13 protein-coding genes are annotated in these 17,018 nt (G+C 43.5%); 10 read left to right on the top strand and 3 right to left on the bottom strand.

Translation table 11 applies throughout. The features are described 5' to 3' along the window. Positions 1–2: 2 nt before the first annotated feature. The 6 genes from HUJ21_RS19465 (at position 3) to HUJ21_RS19440 (ending at position 9,204) form a co-directional block, all read left to right on the top strand. Positions 3–1,541, top strand: a complete 1,539-nt coding sequence (locus HUJ21_RS19465; protein ID WP_366483748.1) for a RagB/SusD family nutrient uptake outer membrane protein — start codon at positions 3–5, stop codon at positions 1,539–1,541. Positions 1,542–1,566: 25 nt separating this feature from the next. Then, entirely contained in the window at positions 1,567–2,652 is a 1,086-nt protein-coding gene (locus HUJ21_RS19460; RefSeq protein ID WP_291372191.1) for a LamG domain-containing protein, read from the top strand. A 147-nt stretch (positions 2,653–2,799) separates the two neighbouring features. Continuing rightward, a complete protein-coding gene (locus HUJ21_RS19455; protein WP_291372190.1) occupies positions 2,800–4,767 on the top strand; it encodes a glucoamylase family protein in 1,968 nt (655 codons plus the stop codon). 16 nt (positions 4,768–4,783) lie between these two features. Beyond that, complete coding sequence (locus tag HUJ21_RS19450; protein WP_291372189.1) at positions 4,784–6,361, top strand: glucoamylase family protein; 1,578 nt, start codon at positions 4,784–4,786, stop codon at positions 6,359–6,361. A 300-nt stretch (positions 6,362–6,661) separates the two neighbouring features. Then, a complete protein-coding gene (locus tag HUJ21_RS19445; RefSeq protein ID WP_291372188.1) occupies positions 6,662–8,122 on the top strand; it encodes a BCCT family transporter in 1,461 nt (486 codons plus the stop codon). Positions 8,123–8,124: 2 nt separating this feature from the next. After that, entirely contained in the window at positions 8,125–9,204 is a 1,080-nt protein-coding gene (locus HUJ21_RS19440) for a hypothetical protein (protein WP_291372187.1), read from the top strand. 14 nt (positions 9,205–9,218) lie between these two features. Here HUJ21_RS19440 and HUJ21_RS19435 read toward each other — a convergent pair whose 3' ends face one another. The 3 genes from HUJ21_RS19435 to HUJ21_RS19425 form a co-directional block, all read right to left on the bottom strand. After that, positions 9,219–10,016 (bottom strand): hypothetical protein, encoded by a 798-nt coding sequence (locus tag HUJ21_RS19435; protein WP_291372186.1) that lies wholly within the window; start codon positions 10,014–10,016, stop codon positions 9,219–9,221. A gap of 30 nt (positions 10,017–10,046) precedes the next feature. Further along, the gene (locus HUJ21_RS19430) at positions 10,047–11,288 is read right to left on the bottom strand and encodes an MFS transporter (RefSeq protein ID WP_291372185.1); all 1,242 of its coding nucleotides are present in this window, start codon (positions 11,286–11,288) and stop codon (positions 10,047–10,049) included. Between the two features lie 102 nt (positions 11,289–11,390). Continuing rightward, on the bottom strand, positions 11,391–12,929 hold the full coding sequence (locus HUJ21_RS19425; RefSeq protein WP_291372184.1) for a GH3 auxin-responsive promoter family protein: 1,539 nt from the start codon (positions 12,927–12,929) through the stop codon (positions 11,391–11,393). Between the two features lie 166 nt (positions 12,930–13,095). Here HUJ21_RS19425 and HUJ21_RS19420 point away from each other — a divergent pair, with 166 nt between their 5' ends. The 4 genes from HUJ21_RS19420 to HUJ21_RS19405 are packed head-to-tail and all read left to right on the top strand — an operon-like array spanning position 13,096 to position 16,950. Further along, positions 13,096–13,620 (top strand): hypothetical protein, encoded by a 525-nt coding sequence (locus HUJ21_RS19420; RefSeq protein WP_291372183.1) that lies wholly within the window; start codon positions 13,096–13,098, stop codon positions 13,618–13,620. A 14-nt stretch (positions 13,621–13,634) separates the two neighbouring features. Beyond that, a complete protein-coding gene (locus HUJ21_RS19415) occupies positions 13,635–14,057 on the top strand; it encodes a phosphoribosyltransferase (RefSeq protein WP_291372182.1) in 423 nt (140 codons plus the stop codon). Continuing rightward, positions 14,054–15,901, top strand: a complete 1,848-nt coding sequence (locus tag HUJ21_RS19410; protein ID WP_291372181.1) for a TonB-dependent receptor — start codon at positions 14,054–14,056, stop codon at positions 15,899–15,901. The genes HUJ21_RS19415 and HUJ21_RS19410 overlap by 4 nt, the downstream gene beginning before the upstream one ends. 11 nt (positions 15,902–15,912) lie before the next feature. After that, positions 15,913–16,950: an aldo/keto reductase gene (locus HUJ21_RS19405; protein ID WP_291372180.1), complete on the top strand. Its 1,038-nt coding sequence runs from the start codon at positions 15,913–15,915 to the stop codon at positions 16,948–16,950. The last annotated feature ends 68 nt before the right edge of the window (positions 16,951–17,018 follow it).

The raw sequence follows: 17,018 nt of genomic DNA, 5'->3' as shown, positions 1-17,018 counted from the left end.
AGATGAATACCTATAAATATATTTTCGTGCTGTTTCTGGTCTTTTCAGCAATCCTCATGGGACCGGCTTGTACTGATGTGCTGGATGAGCCATTGGAAAATGAGTTCATTGCTGAAGATACAGATTATTCTCAATCTGAAAACATGGTTTTGCTTTTGTACGGCGCTTATGGCGAATTGTATAGTTTGCAATGGGAAACTTTTCCCTTAATAAGTGTTCGGGGCGATGACGTTAATGCGGCTGGGGATCAGTTTCCCCTAACAGAAACGGACGAGTTTCGGTATGACAGGAATTTTTGGATGTACAATTCCACCTGGCTCAATTTGTATTCTGATCTTCTGTACTGGCATGGTGCCATGGAAGAAATCGAAAAGTACAGGGAGGCCGGTGCCAATGAAGCCAATGCGAGGCAATACATTGCAGAAATCAGGGTCATGAGAGCTTTTGAATTGATGTATCTGGCCAAACTCTGGGGATCAGTGCTTATACCCAATGCGTCCGAGCCAAGCCATTTGTTTAATGTGGAGTTGTCCGATTTTCAAACCGTAATGCAACACATTTCCATGGAAATGGATGCGGCTATCCCGGATTTACCAAGTGTTCGTCCCAACCAAAGGTCTGAGGTAAGGGGAGGGGTGACCCGCTACACAGCATTGGCCGTTAAGGCCAGGGCCAATATGGAGCTGAACAACCACACTGCAGTGGTAGCTGCTACGGAGGAAATCATCGGGAGTGACTTATTTACCCTGGAACCGGATTTTTATCAGCTTTTTAAAATTTCCGGAAAGCTGAATGATGAAAATTTGCTGGAGTTGCAATATTCTGATTTTGGTCAGGCCAGCGGAACACGTACCCGCTACCTCTGGGATTTTTTCGGCCCCGCCAGCTGGACACCTGCCGTTTCTGGAGCAGGGGGAGGTTGGGGGTTTTTCGAACCCTCCAATAAATACGTTAAGTTTATGCTGGACAGAAATGAACAGGAGCGTCTTACCACTTCTGTATTATTTACCCCAGACGGAATAGCTGAAATTCAATCTGATGCCGCCTATGAAAATTTACCGGATTGGGTTTCCAATGTAAGTCCCGACGGAGATGTGTTTAACAATCACCCCCGGTATCAATTCCTGAGCGGTAAGCATTACCTTCCTTCCACTCAGTTGACCCCCGGAAGGTTTACTTATGGGGAAAACAAGAATTTCACCTGTATCCGGTATGCTGAAATACTGCTTTTGCATGCAGAAGCTCTGGTCAATGGAGCCAGTAGTCAGGTCTTGTCAGCAGAAGAAGCTGTAAATCTGGTAAGGGCCAGGGCTGGGTTGAATAACCTTTCCTCCGTGGATCTGGATGCCGTATTGGATGAAAAATATGCCGAATTTGCCATGGAATGGGGGATAAGGTATTTTGACCTGATCAGGTATGACCGCACTTCAGAACTGAATTATGGCGGCAGGACCTTTAGCGAAGGAGATAGGTTTCTGCCTTACCCGCTGGAGCAACAAGACATCCTACCTCAAATACGCGAGGCAGCAAACGAAGAATGATTTGAAACATAAAATATATTCCAAGATGTTAAATAAATGGATCAGCCTGCTGGTAATTGTGGCCTTTTGCCTCACTGCCTGTACAGATGGCTATATTGACGATATTGAATTTGTTGAACCGGGAGCAGACAGTGAATCTCCCGAAATTACTTTGAACTATCCAACGGATGGTACCCAGATTCGGGTTACAGAAGATGTTACTTCCATAGAGATCGACCTTGAGGTTGTAGACGATATTGAAATCGAATGGGTGGCGGTTGAACTGGATGGACAGGAGATTGCCAGGTTTGAGGACTTCAAAGATTACAGGCGATTTCTGGGTTCCTTTGAATACGATAACCTGACAAATGGAGAACACCAGTTGGATGTCATTGCCATGGACCTTTCCGGGAAGGAAACCAATACTTCGGTGGTATTTGAAAAAATCGAGCCTTACCAACCCATTTATGAAGACGAGGTATTTTATTTACCATTTGATGGTGATTATACTGAATTGGTTCAGATCCAGAATGCCAATGTATCCGGATCACCTGGATTTACAGATGGTATTTCTGGAAGGGCCTACTCCGGTAGTCCGGATGCATATCTGACTTATGAGGCGGAAAATCTTCATTCTGAAGAATTCAGTGCGGTTTTTTGGTACAAATTGAATGGTACGGCCGACCGTGCTGGCCTTTTGGTGATGGGGCCTCCAGACGAAGCCAACCCAACCGCCATGAATAACCGGACTTCCGGATTCAGGCTTTTCAGGGAAAATGCAGGAGGAATGCAGCGTTTTAAATTGAATGTAGGCAATGGGTCGGGTGAAAACTGGTTTGATGGAGGAGCAGCGGCAGATATTGATCCGTCTTCAGATGCCTGGAATCACATAGCCTTTACCATTTCCTCTGACCAATGTATCGTTTATATCAATGGGGAAGTGGTCAGCCAGGGGAGCTTTCCGGGAATAGACTGGTCTGGTTGTGATATCCTTTCGGTAGCCTCAGGCGCACCGCGGTTTGCCGGTTGGGGCCATTTGTCTACCTCAAGTCAATTGGATGAATTAAGGATTTTTAACCGGGTTATCAGTCAGTCTGAAATACAATCCATAATGATGGAAGAGGCAAATTGAAATAATTAATGCAAATGTTGAACAGCAGAAGGAATTCCTTCTGCTGTTTTTTTCTCCAAGATTTGAACCTGAAAGGAAGCTCACTCAATGGAATGATCATTAAGTATGCGAGATTCCATATGACCTCTAAGAAACAATTATAAAAAGATGAAATATTGGGTTCTCTTACTTTTATCTTCATTAATCTTTTGGTCTTGCCAACCGGAAGAGAAGGCCTTTCCGGTTTTGGAATTGACCAAGATAACCATTGGTGAAATGGAAATTCAAGGAATAGAACCCTTGACCGGTATCCCCGTTGATCAGGCCATTCATTTATATTTTAATTTCCCCCTGTCTTTAAATTCCGTTTCCAAAAACCTGCTATTAACGGATATGGATTCCGGAGAGGAAGTCCCTTTCAATACCAATTTTCTGGACGAATCGCAGACCATCAGGCTGCTTCCGGTAGGATTGCTTAAACCGGGAACTACCTACAAGCTGGAAATTCATTCGGGATTAACCGGTGAGAATGGACAAGTATATGCAGGCGGGGAGCTTGTATTTACCACTCTTTTTGGTGCAGTTTCGGTACAGTCATTTGTCCTACAGGGTGCAGATCATCTTGGTGGCAGGAATTGGGTTGGGGCAGCACTTGATTTTCAACTTGACCTGCATTTTTCCGGTAAAGTAGTTTTGAAGCAAGAAAACATTCAACTTGATGAAAAGGAAGAGGGACAGCTCCCTGTACAGGTAATCCATGTCAAAGATTCTCTTCATTACCAAATCCGGTCCCAGGAACCCTTGAAAGACTTGAGACAATTTACCTTTACCCTGTCTGAAGATCAGCATCCGGACACTGAGATTGATGTGGAAGGATTTGAACTCACTTTTTATACTGATACGGCAGCTGAACCAAAATTTCCCTTGTTGGATGAAAATACGCTGTTGGATAAAGTTCAATCTCAGACCTTTAGGTATTTCTGGGATTTTGCGCATCCGGTAAGTGGCATGGCAAGGGAAAGAAGTAGCTCCGGTGACCTGGTTACCACTGGTGGTTCCGGATTCGGCATCATGGCCCTTGTGGTAGGAATGGAAAGGGGCTTTATCAGTAGGGAACAAGGACTGAGCAGGTTGTCAAGAATACTTGATTTTCTTCAGGGAGCAGATCGTTTTCATGGTGTCTGGCCCCATTGGATGAATGGTAATACAGGAAAAACCATTCCTTTCAGCACACTGGACAATGGAGGGGATTTGGTAGAAACGGCTTTATTGATGCAAGGGCTTTTAACCATTAGCAGTTACCTTGATGGCAGCAGGAGTGAAGAAAAGTTGCTACAGGATCAAATTACCCAACTTTGGGAGGAGGTTGAATGGGATTGGTACACCAGAGGAGGTCAGAACCGGTTATTCTGGCATTGGTCACCTGATCAGGAATGGGCCATGAATCTGCCCGTTTCTGGTTACAACGAAGCTTTGATCGTATATATTTTAGCAGCGGCTTCTCCCACCCATCCCATTGAGGCTGAAGTTTATCATGAAGGTTGGGCCAGAAATGGAGCCATCCAAAATGGGCAGTCTTACAATGGTTTCATCCTTCCCCTTGGACAGGAAAGGGGAGGTCCACTGTTTTTTGCCCACTATTCTTTTTTGGGGCTGGATCCCAGGAATCTGGCTGACAGGTATGCAGATTATTGGGAGCAGAACCGGATGCATAGCCTGATCAATAGGGCGCATTGTATCCAAAATCCTCAATCCTTTGTGGGTTACGGAGCCGAATCCTGGGGATTGACTGCAAGTGATAATCCAGGAGGGTATGCAGCGCATTCACCTACCCGGGACCTGGGTGTGATCACTCCTACGGCAGCCTTATCTTCTATGCCTTATACACCCAGAGAATCCATGGAAGCCCTGGAATATTTCTATTATCAGCTAGGGGACAGACTTTGGGGAGAAATGGGTTTTTTGGATGCATTTGACCTAACCAAGCAATGGTTTGCAAGGGATTACCTGGCCATTGATCAGGGGCCTATTGTAATAATGATTGAAAATTACCGGACAGGTTTACTTTGGAATCATTTTATGCAAAATAAAGATATCCAATCCGGCCTGGAAAAATTAGATTTTACTTATGAATAGCACTAAACCCAAAATCATGAAATTATTTCCCTATTGCGCGATTATTATGCTGTTGCTAGCCGGATATTCCTGCAAGCAAAAAGCCCATTCCCCCAACGGGATAAAATCGAATGCCTATGACCGGCATGTAGAATTGAGTTGGAATCCCGTTGAGCAGGCGGATAAATATGAGATTTATGTCCGAAAAGAAGATGGTGATTACTCCAAAAGGGCGGAGCTATCAGATACGCTTTACCTGGATTTTGTGAATGATCTGGGAAAAAACCTGGGCTTGCAGTATAAAATCGAAGCGGTGCTGGGAGAAGAATCCCGGGTGATCGGGGAAGTGGCCGTAGAAACACGGACCATGACTGAAGAGGAATTGCTGGACATGGTTCAATACTATACATTCCGGTATTTTTGGGAGGGTGCTGAACCAAATTCGGGAATGGCCAGGGAAAGAATTCATATGGATGGGGTATACCCTCAAGACGACCAAAATGTAGTGACCACAGGAGGGACTGGTTTTGGACTCTTCGCCTTGCTTGCTGGTTTGGAAAGGGAATGGATCAGCCGGGAAAAAGGCCTTGCCCGTTTTGAAAAGATAGTAGACTTTTTGGGGAATGCAGATCGGTTTCATGGCATTTGGTCCCATTGGATCCATGGAAAGACTGGCAAAGTAAAACCCTTTGGTCAGGATGATGATGGGGCGGACCTGGTCGAGTCGGCTTTTTTGATGCAAGGCTTACTTGCAGTAAGGGAATATTACAAGCAAGGAAATGAAAGGGAAAAAGCCCTGGCTGACAAAATAGACGTTTTGTGGAAAGAAATGCAATGGGACTGGCATACACAGGGTGGGCAGGAGGTGCTTTATTGGCATTGGTCTCCGAATTTTGGATGGCAAAAAAACTTTGCTATCCGGGGGTATGATGAGTGTCTGATCACTTATGTTTTAGCAGCATCTTCTCCTACGCATGCCGTATCAGAGCAGGTATATCACCAGGGTTGGGCTCGTGGGGGAGCCATTCAAAACGAAAGTGAGGCATTTGGTTATTCCCTGCCTCTTTTACATAATGGATCCCCGGATTACGGAGGTCCCTTGTTTTGGGCGCACTATTCTTACCTGGGATTGAATCCAAAAGGACTAAAAGACAGGTATGCTGATTATTGGGAGCATAACCGTAACCATAGCCTGATCAACCGGCAGTGGTGTTTGGAGAATGAAGCAGGGTTTAAAGGCTATGGTTCAGATTTATGGGGGCTTACTGCCAGTTATTCTACCATAGGGTATTCAGCCCACCGGCCAGGTAACGATATCGGTGTTATTTCGCCAACAGCGGCACTTTCATCCATTCCTTATACGCCAAAAGAAAGCATGGAAGTCCTCAAAAACCTCTATTACAATTACGGGGAGAAGACTTTTGGCCGGTATGGGTTTTACGATGCCCTGAGCCCGGAAGAAGATTGGTACCCCAAACGTTACCTGGCCATTGATCAGGGACCCATCGTTGCCATGATAGAAAACTACCGGTCCGGTTTGGGCTGGGAATTGTTTATGCAGGCTCCGGAAATCCAGGAAGGTTTAAAAAAATTAGACTTTTCCGTTTCCGAATGAATCATGACAATGCCTCATAAGGTAAAAAAATTTGGAATGTATGGAGGGTAGGGAAGAAATTGTATAGTATATTTCATGTGTTAAAAGTTGTTTCTTAATGGTCACATGGAATCTCGCATGCTTAATAATCATATCAGTGTGTGACGTACTCGTAATGCCCGATTTCATGTGTTAATAGTTGTTTTTATTTGACACATAACCTGTCCTGATCCTTAACCGGGAGAATCTCGTCACTATAATCATCCTATTGTATGATGATCCCTTCATGCTCGATTTTATCAAATTTGACTTGTCTCATTGATGCCTACTAGCAAATCCACTTATCTGACATCCCTGCTGGCCTGCCTGGTTTTTTTATTTATGGCTTTCAGTTTTCCCGTGGGATTCAAAACATGGATTAAGGAGGCCGCAAATTTTACTTTATATTATTTCGGAACCTACTATCTCTACCTGGGCCTGCTTATAGTTTTGGTATTGTTGGGTATTGCGGTATCCCCATTGGGAAAATCAAAATTGGGAGAGGGGCCAGTGGCCTATGGCTGGTTTTCCTGGGTAGCCATGCTCTACAGTACCGGAATGGGTGCCGGTTTGATGTTGCGTGCGATTCAGGAACCTGTATTTTATTATACCCAAGCCCCCAGGGCGTCTGAACTTTCACCCGAAATATTTGCTCTTGAATACACCTTTTTCCATTGGGGTCTTACACCCTGGGCTTTTTATGGCATGTTTGGGCTGATCATAGGATACCTGGTGTATGGTAGGGGGAGATTAATGCTTAGTTCATCTGTTTTGCATGGCAAATACCAGAAACCCTGGTTGATTGTTCCTATAGATGTGATCACCATCATCAGTACCTTGTTTGGTGTGGTAGGTGCTGTGGGATTGGGTAGCAGGCAATTGCTGGCCGGATTCCGGCAGCTTTTCGGAATGCTGGAAGTCAATTACACCAATAATGCTTATGTGGTGGTCTTTCTAGGCTCTCTTGCTACGCTTTCTGCTTTTACAGGTTTAAGCAATGGTATCCGCAATTTATCCAGGTTTAATATTGCACTGGCTTTGTTTTTACTATTTTTCACCTGGTTGGCAGGAGATATTTTAAGTGTTTTTGGTAATTTTTTTGCAGCATCTTTAAGCTATATCAAAGATTTTTTACCCATGAGCATCAATTTCGGCTCCATGAAAGTAGGCCAGGACTTTTTGATGGACTGGACATTTTTTTATTGGGCGTTTTGGCTATCCTGGGCTCCCTTTACAGGTGTTTTTATTGCCAGGATTTCTAAAGGCCGCACTTTTCGCGAATTTATTTTTGGTGTGCTGCTTGTACCCAGCTTAGGTACCTTCTTGTGGTTTACGGTTTTCGGGTCTCAGGCTTTTGAATTGATAGGCCATCCGGAGCTTTATGAAGGTCAGTTTGATTCTTTGTATGGTTCCATTTTTGTTTTCTTTGACAGCCTTCCACTGGCAGGGCTGATCAAAATGCTGGGCCTGATCCTGGTGTTTACCTTTCTTATAACCTCCATAGATTCAGCCATTTTTGTACTGGGGATGTTTGCTGACAATGGAAATATGGAACCCAGGAGGAGAAATCTGCTGGCCTGGGGGTTGATTTTGGTTCTTTTTACCGTGGCCACGATTTTTGTGGGGAAAGAACAGCTTTTGGAATCCATAAGTCAATTGCTGGTATTGATGGCCTTGCCATTTAGTTGGGTTTACTTGCTGATGATCAGTAGTTTTCTTTTTATCTTGTACCAAAAGAAATAAACATGTTATTCGAGGGAAACAAATGTATGGGACTGTTGGTGGTTTTGGGGGTACTTTTGACTTGTATCAATTGTAACACTACCAAAAAACCCGAGAATTTTGCCAATTTTGAAGAAAGCAAACATCGAGGTGTTTGTTGGGTGGGCAGCAGGAATCCTTTGCAGGGAGGAGAGATGCTGAACTTAACCGCTACCGGGGTTAGCCACATTTCCCAAACCCCTTTTGGCTGGCAGAGCCATACATCGGAGCCTTCAATCAGGTGGGAAACCCATACAGAAAAGATCTGGTGGGGAGAAAGCAGCGATGGCCTGGTGGCTACCATTGATACGGCCCAAAACCAGGGCCTGATCAGTATTTTAAAACCACACATTTGGGTGCGCGGATCCTGGCCCGGTGAAATCGCCATGACAACGGAAACCGATTGGCAAATCTGGTTTGACAATTACAAATCATTCATTTTGTATTATGCCAACCTTGCTGAGCAGAGAAAGCTTCCTTTATTTTGTGTAGGTACAGAATTGGAAAAAACCAGTCACCGGGAAAACGATTGGCGGGAAATCATAGCTGCGGTAAAGGAGGTATACGCTGGAAAGTTAACCTATGCGGCAAATTTCACAGAGTATGAATCCGTAAAATTTTGGGATGCGCTGGACTACATTGGTGTTCAGGCCTATTTTCCCCTGGCAGCTGGTGAAAATCCAACTTTGGATCAACTTTCACAGGGATGGAAAAGAATTATACCTGATCTGGAAAAGGTGAATCTGCTTTACCAAAAACCCATTTTATTCACCGAGTTGGGTTATTGTAATACCAATGATGCGGCAGATGCTCCATGGGTTTGGCCAAATGAAAGGAAAAATGCCATCTTATCAGAAGAAATGCAAGCGCGCTGTTATACCGCTTTTTTTGAATCTGTATGGCACCAACCCTGGTTTCAGGGGGTGTATTTCTGGAAATGGTATCCGGAATCCAGAAACCGCAGCCCTGATTTTACCCCCCAACATAAAATGGCACAAAAGGTGATGCAAACGTATTTTACCTTTCAAACACCTGAAATTGGAGGTCTACAGGAGGTGGAATAAGAATGGATTAAGAATTATTTCCATTCTCCATTGAGCCATTTTATCAGGGGAGAAGTCTTTCTATTGCGGTAGCCATGTATACCTGCGATTACAAATAAAAGGCTTGCCAGTAAAACAGATAAAATACCCACATTTGGCAAGGCTTCCCATTGTTTTACCCCTATGGCAGCAAAACCCCAAACACCCACCAAAGCTGCTTCTCTCATGTTTCTCCGAAAAGTCAACCAGATATATATGAAACTGGCCACGATTAAAATCACAGCAGCCCAGACCTCTTCGGCCAGTATGCCCGGCAATAAACCACTGCTTTTTATTCCCACCGAAATATTCAATACCGTGGCCAATATAATCCATCCGGTATAAATACAGACCGGCCACCAAACCCAAAAAATAATTTGCAGCGGGGCATCATATAGCTCTAGCCGAAGGCGAATGACCAAACGGACCAATGCAATCAACAATAGGGAAATGATTAGTGTAGAAAGGAATATATACTCGGAAGTCCAGGCCCAAACCCACAGGGCATTGCATACATTGGCCAGGCCCAGCCAAAGGCCGGTGGGCAAAATGGAAACAGCATGACGTCCTTTAAAATAGGTGTACCACTGGTAAATTACAAAGGCAATCAAGCCAAGGTATATCAATGCCCAAATGGAAAAAGCATAGGAAGCCGGCGTGAGGATAGTAGGGTACAGGCCACTGATTTCTCCTACGCTGTTACCGAAAAATTCCCCGGTTCCACCCAGGTAATTGATCAACAATGTGAAGATCAGTGTTACACTGTTGATTATTAATAAACTAAATGGTTTCATTGTTAGATTATTTACGATATTTTTTCACTCTCAGCGCAACAGTTCTGATTTTTTTATGGCCCTGTAGGTTCTTTTCCTCAGTAAGGGAAGGCTCCTGGCATAATATCCTCCCATCAACAATACCCCGATACTTCCAATCAATAAGGTAAAGGGGGCTCCAATCCAATCGGTAAGCAGGCCTATTAAGAAGCTTCCCAAAGAAAGCGCACCCATAAATAACATGATATAAAAACTCAACACCCTTCCCCGTTTTTCCTCTGGTGCAATGGTTTGCAATAAAGTATTGGACCCGGTGAAAATGATCACCCTACCCAAGCCTGTGGTCACCAGGGCCAACAATGATACCCACAATATAGTGCTGAATGAAAAAACAGCCAAACCCAAACCAAAGATTACTGTCCCCAATAGAATAAGCTTGTCCAATCCTACCACATTGTTTCTGGCTCCAACAAAAAAAGCACCTAATAACGAACCAATACCCACAGCACTGGTCATGTAGCCAAAGATTACAGCATCTCCCAGAAAAACCTCTGCAGCAACCACGGGCAGGATTACCATATAAGAAACCCCGATTAGGGTTACCCCAGCAACAAATAGTATCAGGAAACGTATGTGTCTCGTTTTGATGGCAAAGGCAGCACCTTCCTGTAATTCCTTCCCGAATTTTTTTCGGGGATTTTTTTTACCTGAAGGCTGGTAGCGGATAAATGTAAAAATCACTACTACGGCCACACTGGCTCCAGCATATAACAAAAAGCAATATCCTTCCCCTATGATAGGAATGAGTATTCCTGCAAGTGCAGGCCCCACAATTCTTGCGGTATTGAATAGCGATGAATTCAGGGCAATGGCATTGGTCAGGTAGGTTTTATTTTCTACCAGATCATTGACAAACGCATGCCTTGATGGCATTTCCATACCACTCACCAGTCCAAATACTATTTCCAAAATTAATAAGGTTTGAAAATTTATGGTGTTACTGATGGTGAGTATGGCCAATATTATGGCGTTGATGGCTATGATGGATTGACAGACCATCAAAAGTCGGTGTTTGTTGTATCTATCCGCCAATACACCTGCCACAGTAGATAGCAAAAAGGCCGAAATTTCCCTGGAGAAAGAAACCAAACCCAAAAGCAAAGCAGAACCTGTCAGCCGATAAACCAACCAGCCAACCGCTACTTGTTTCATCATGTTGCCCAGATTGGAAAAGGCTTGTCCAGTGAAGAAAAAACGGTAATTGGCAGATGACAGGGATTTAAAAATTAGCATGGCTAGAAACCTGTTTATAATGAAGCCCCTCTGATCAACCAAATAAATCAATTGTTAATTCAGGCAGGCTGAAATAACAATTGATTTTTATGGCTTTTGGTTTCATTGTTCTGCCAAATGGGATGATTTTTTAACAAAATCTTCCCATTCACCAAAGACATCGTCTTTCATTACTCTTGGAAATTTTACCTGGCCACCTTTCTTTTTTTGTTTTTCATTGTAGGCGATAAAGGTTGCCGCGGGAATTAATTTGGCTTCGATGGATTTTAAAGCCTTGTTTCTGGCTACTTTATAATTTTTGTTTTTTTCCTGAAGGTTTTGATCCAGAAATGCTGTTATTTTTGCTTCATCGGCCTCACCGGAATCTTTTCCCAGATACCATCGATGCAGGTATTCGCCATTCTCCCGGACTGCACTTACGGTGTATTCAGGTATCGCGATGTTGAATTTTTCCTGGACTGCTTCTATGGCCTGGTCCATTTGATGTACACTGAGTTGGCTGCCTACCACATTCAGAAAGAATTTGGTTCTTCCCGTAATTTTTATCTCAGCTTTTTCTTTGTTGGTAAAGGAGACCGTATCTCCGATCATGTATCTCCATGCACCGGCTACCGTTGAAATGACCAATATATAATCCTTGTTTTCTTCTACTTCGGCTATGGTCAATGCTTTCGCATCAGGATGAATGCCCCCGGATTCAGTCATGTTTTCCGGTTCAAAAGGAACAAATTCAAAGAATACGCCATTATCCAGAACAAGTGCCATTGCATCCGTGTCTGGCCTTCCCTGGAAGGCCAGAAAACCTTCTGATGCCAGGTAGGTGTCTATATAAATCAAGGGGTGAGCAAGATTTTTCTCAAAACTCTTTCTGTGGGGCTCAAATGCCACACCTCCGGGGGTATAGACCGCCAAATTGGGCCATATATCATGGATGTTATCCACGCCATGATAAGCAATGACCCTTTTCATCATCAACTCTATCCAAGAAGGAATGCCAGAAATGCTACCAATGTCCCAGTCCCTGGCCTGTTCTGCTATTTTCTCTATTCTTTCATCCCAATCTTCAATGGCAGAAATTTCCGGTCCGGGTTTATAGAAATTATTGAACCAGAAAGGAATCTGACTAGCACTAATGCCACTGATCTCTCCTTCCAGAAATCCATTGTTTTCTTTCAGCTCCGTGGAGCTGCCAAGCATCATGATTTGCCTTTCAAAAAAGTCTGAGGGAAGGTCATACTTGGATAGGGTCATGATCTGCTGTATCCCTGTTTTTCTAATGGCATCCAACATGTCATCTGTAACAGGAATATACTTACTGTTGCTGGTCGTTCCGGAGCTTACAGCAAAGAAACGGTTGATCCCGGGCCAGGTAATATCCTCGTGCCCTTCCCTTATTTTTTTCCACCACAAATCATAAATGGCATCATAATCATGATAGGGGATTTTTTGCTGAAAGGAGGAAATTGTATCCTTTGACTTATGTATTTTTTTGAAACCATGGTATTTTCCAAAAGAAGTGTCTTTGGCATGATCCAGTAATTCCTGTAATACTTTTAATTGTTTCTCTGCGGGTTTGGACTCGGTGTTTAGTTTTTCACCTAAATCAATTGCTTTTTTTATGAGTTCACCAATTACGGGCATGTGTTGCGAAATAAAGTTTTGAATTAATTGTTTGCTCTTTAACCGTACAATTATCAGACCACTTTGTTTTGCCTGTAATTCCTTGAAAATATGGCTTTTGGTAAAAATTTAATTGCAGGACTGCTTATATTTTTTTATATTTTCAATGGAATTAAAGAACAAGCAAATGCAATATTTAAATCAGTATTATAAAAGCAGCCCCTTATTGACCTCACTGTTTACACTTATCGCGGCTGTATTGTTTCCTATTTTGGTTCATCTGGCTCCTCCGGTTCAGGGTACGCCCATAGGTGCGATCTTGTTACCCATGTTTTATGTACCACTAATCGCCTTGATACTCTTAGGTAAAACACCTGCATTGGCTGCTGCTGCCCTTTCCCCTGCTTTAAATTTTCTGATTTCCGGTAATGAGCAGTTGTCGTTAATGTTATTGTTGACCATTGAACTGATTGTATTTACCCTTTCACTGGCCTATCTAAAGCATAAACTGGGCAATGGCTGGGCTGTTCTTCCTTCCATTTTGCTGGCCAAAGTGATAGGAGCAGCAGGGATTTTTTGGCTTAATTTTTTACCATTGACGCCTATAGATTACTTTTTCAATTCCTTGTATACCGGACTGCCGGGAATTATTATTTTATTTATCCTGGGTTTAACGGTGCCAGGTATTGGTGAAAAATCCGGCAAAAACTAGCTAAAAGAAAATACATGCGGGATAAAATTGATATTACCTTTGACGCCATCAGTGAAGCTTTGTATGCTTTTGATTTTCCGGAAATTGATTTGGTTTTGGGAATAGGTAGGGGAGGTGTTTATCCTGCCTGCATGATTGCACATCAGCTGGGTGTGGCCATGAAAATCATCCGGGTAAGCCACAGGAATGATCTCAATGAACCCATGCAGGATCCCCCGCAAATTCTGGATGATATCAAATGGGATTTTTTCAGTTATCCAAGGATTCTTATTGTGGATGATGTGGCAGTAACAGGCAAGACCCTGGCACTGGTAAAAGAGAAATTGGTTGATAATGAGGTACATACTTTTGTCTTGAAAGGAACTGCAGATATGGTTTTGTTTCCAAAGGTGAAATCCTGTGTCAACTGGCCATGGAATAACACGGGGAAAGAATGATGAATCGACCTTTATATGGAATAATACTTTGGTTCTTTGCGCTTAGCGGACCTTTGCATGGCCAGGATACGGATACCTTGGGCCTGGAGCAGGTAGTGGTTACTGGTACCCGCATGGCTCGATCAGCTGCACAGGTTTCATCAAGTATTTCTATTGTTGAAAAGAATCAAATCAGGGAATCCGGGCAAATCAATGTGCTTCCGGCCCTGGTGCCACATGTTCCGGGTTTGTTGCTGAACGACCGTTCTTTACTGGGCTTCGGAGTAGGTCCCGGTTCTGGGGGCAACATTTCCATCAGGGGTATCAGTGGTACCCCAAACAACAGAATCCTTGTTTTGATAGATGGGCAACCGCAATTTATGGGTATATTTTCTCATCCGATTGCCGATGCTTACCACAGTTCCGACATTGAAAGGGTAGAGGTGATTCGAGGAGCAGCCTCAGTCTTATACGGGAGTAATGCCATGGGAGGAGCCATTAACCTGATTACAGATAAAGGTGAAAATCCGGGCTGGTCTGGCAATATTGGGGCTAACCTTGGCAGTTTTGGCACCCAAGCCTACACCGGGAAACTAAATTATGAGAAAGGGAAATGGCAGTCCCTGCTCTCATTGAACCGCAGTAAAACCAATGGGTACAGAGCCGATGCCAATGATGGTTTTGAAAATAATGCACTTTTTTACAAACTGAATTTTCAGGTGAAAGATGAAATTCGCCTTGCTGCTGATTTTCAGTTATCTGATGCCACTTATTTTCATCCGGGAACACTGGAGGGGCCATTAACTGACGACCGAAGAGATTATTTGCGCGGAAGAGTTTCACTGGGACTTGTAAATCAGGGGGAAAAAGTTTCAGGAGCAGCCCTTTTTTACCATAATTTTGGTGAACACCAATTTAAAAGCGGATTTGAGTCAACTGATACCAATCAGGGATTTAATATTTACCAAAATCTTCAATTGATTCCCGGTCAGACCATTACGATTGGAGTAGATCACAGTCGGTTTGGAGGAAGGGCGGTCAATGAAACCCTACCTCCGCCTGCAGCCGTTGGCCTGGATGTTTCCCACAGCATAAACCAAACCGACATATACTTACAAATGCAACAGACTTTATGGGAAAAGATGCATGTAAACCTGGGAGTCAGGGAAATCAACAATTCTCAATTTGGAAAGTCAACTATCCCCGGATTTGGTTTTACCTATGCGTTAAACGAGAAGAACCTGCTTAAAATGTCCTCTTCCAAGGCTTTTAGAAGTCCTTCTGTAGTAGACTTGTACTTGTTTCCTCCTGCCAATGAGGAACTGAATCCAGAAACAATGTGGAACCATGAAATGGGCCTGACCCATGTTATGCCTGGACGGCAATTGGAAATGGAGCTGGTGGTTTATTATACCAAGGGAGACAATCTGATTCAGTTAGATCCTTCAACTGCCCCTCCGAGTAACAGAAATACCGGAGCCTTCCGGAACCGTGGCCTGGAAAGTCAGCTTCGGTATAATCCCAGTGAAAAATTTCATTTGGTGTTCAATTATAATTTTCTCGATGTATCTGACAATGTTTTGTTCGCTCCAAAACATCACCTGAACATGCAGGCCACTAAAAAAATCGGGAATTTTTCAATTGCTCCTTTTGTACAGCAAATTTTTGGATTGAACAATAGCCCGGAATCGGAGGATAATACAATTGATTACACGCTTTTGAATATCAACCTGGGCTATCAGTTATTGGAAGAGGTAAAATGTTATGTGTTGGCCAAAAACCTTTTTGATACTGCCTATCAATTGGAAAATGGCTATCCCATGCCAGGGATAAATGTGACCGCAGGAATTAATGTTGAATTTTAACCCAAAGAAAAATGAATACCGGAAATGACAAAAACAGGCGCTCCTTCTTAAAATCACTTGCGGGTCTGACCGCAGGTATCATGTTGCCCATGCATTTTTCAGACCTGCATGGGGCTGCCATATCTGAGCAAACCAAAATGGGGAAATTTATTCTGAAGGATAAATGGGGAGATTTACTTCCCCAAAGAAAGTTTGGAAGTACAGGTGAGGCCGTGACCATGCTTGGATTAGGAGGGGCCCATATTGCAAGAATGTCAGAATTGGAAGCTGAAAAGACCATTGAGATGGCAATAGCAGGGGGGATAAGGTTTTTTGATAATGCGGAGTCTTATGGAAACGGTACCGGGGAACGTAGATATGGGCAGTTCCTGACACCCAAATACCGGGATGTCGCTTTTATTCAAAGCAAAACTACCGCCAGGAATGGCAATACAGCTGAAGCCCATCTGGAGGGCACCCTGAAACGCATGAAAACGGATTATTTGGACCTATGGTTGATTCATGCAGTGACCAGTCCCGGTGATGTGGATGGAAGGATTCAAAACGGAGTGTTGGATGTGGTTAGGAAGGCTCAGGAGAGTGGAAAAGTGAGGTATGTAGGCTTTTCAGGGCATTCTGATTTCAATGCCCACCTCAGGATGTTAGACAGTACGGATTTGCTTCAGGCATGTCAAATGCCAATTAACGCATTTGATCCAAATTACAAGAGTTTCATTACGAATGTGATGCCCAAACTGGTAGAAAAGAAAATGGCACCAATGGCCATGAAGACGCTTGCCAATGGAGGCTTTTTTGGGGGGACTTCCCATTTTAACCATGGTGACAAACCAAAAATCATCCCCAATGCCTTAACAGTAGCAGAAGCCGTTTATTTTTCCTGGTCATTGCCAATTAGTGTGTTGATCACCGGTGCCGATAATGCAGAAATGCTTGAGGAAAAAATTGGACTTGCCAGGAATTTCAAAGCCTTTGATACCGCTACCAGGAACAAATTGGTAGAAAAGGTTGCTGGTTTTGACGGCAATCTGGTCGAATACTATAAGGTTTAAAGTACCCCAAATCCCGATTTTGAAATAGTAAACCACAGATTAGTTTTTAAGGATTTATCGAGATGAAG

Source organism: Cyclobacterium sp., from assembly GCF_014762705.1.
Classification (GTDB): domain Bacteria; phylum Bacteroidota; class Bacteroidia; order Cytophagales; family Cyclobacteriaceae; genus Cyclobacterium.
This window is presented reverse-complemented; position numbering and strand designations above follow the sequence as displayed.

Bases quoted from the DNA above. Each gene is read 5' to 3' on its own strand.
- HUJ21_RS19465 (WP_366483748.1), top strand. From the start codon at position 3: ATGAATACCTATAAATATATTTTCGTGCTGTTTCTGGTCTTTTCAGCA.
- HUJ21_RS19460 (WP_291372191.1), top strand. From the start codon at position 1,567: ATGTTAAATAAATGGATCAGCCTGCTGGTAATTGTGGCCTTTTGCCTC.
- HUJ21_RS19455 (WP_291372190.1), top strand. From the start codon at position 2,800: ATGAAATATTGGGTTCTCTTACTTTTATCTTCATTAATCTTTTGGTCT.
- HUJ21_RS19450 (WP_291372189.1), top strand. From the start codon at position 4,784: ATGAAATTATTTCCCTATTGCGCGATTATTATGCTGTTGCTAGCCGGA.
- HUJ21_RS19445 (WP_291372188.1), top strand. From the start codon at position 6,662: ATGCCTACTAGCAAATCCACTTATCTGACATCCCTGCTGGCCTGCCTG.
- HUJ21_RS19440 (WP_291372187.1), top strand. From the start codon at position 8,125: ATGTTATTCGAGGGAAACAAATGTATGGGACTGTTGGTGGTTTTGGGG.
- HUJ21_RS19435 (WP_291372186.1), bottom strand. From the start codon at position 10,016: ATGAAACCATTTAGTTTATTAATAATCAACAGTGTAACACTGATCTTC.
- HUJ21_RS19430 (WP_291372185.1), bottom strand. From the start codon at position 11,288: ATGCTAATTTTTAAATCCCTGTCATCTGCCAATTACCGTTTTTTCTTC.
- HUJ21_RS19425 (WP_291372184.1), bottom strand. From the start codon at position 12,929: ATGCCCGTAATTGGTGAACTCATAAAAAAAGCAATTGATTTAGGTGAA.
- HUJ21_RS19420 (WP_291372183.1), top strand. From the start codon at position 13,096: ATGCAATATTTAAATCAGTATTATAAAAGCAGCCCCTTATTGACCTCA.
- HUJ21_RS19415 (WP_291372182.1), top strand. From the start codon at position 13,635: ATGCGGGATAAAATTGATATTACCTTTGACGCCATCAGTGAAGCTTTG.
- HUJ21_RS19410 (WP_291372181.1), top strand. From the start codon at position 14,054: ATGATGAATCGACCTTTATATGGAATAATACTTTGGTTCTTTGCGCTT.
- HUJ21_RS19405 (WP_291372180.1), top strand. From the start codon at position 15,913: ATGAATACCGGAAATGACAAAAACAGGCGCTCCTTCTTAAAATCACTT.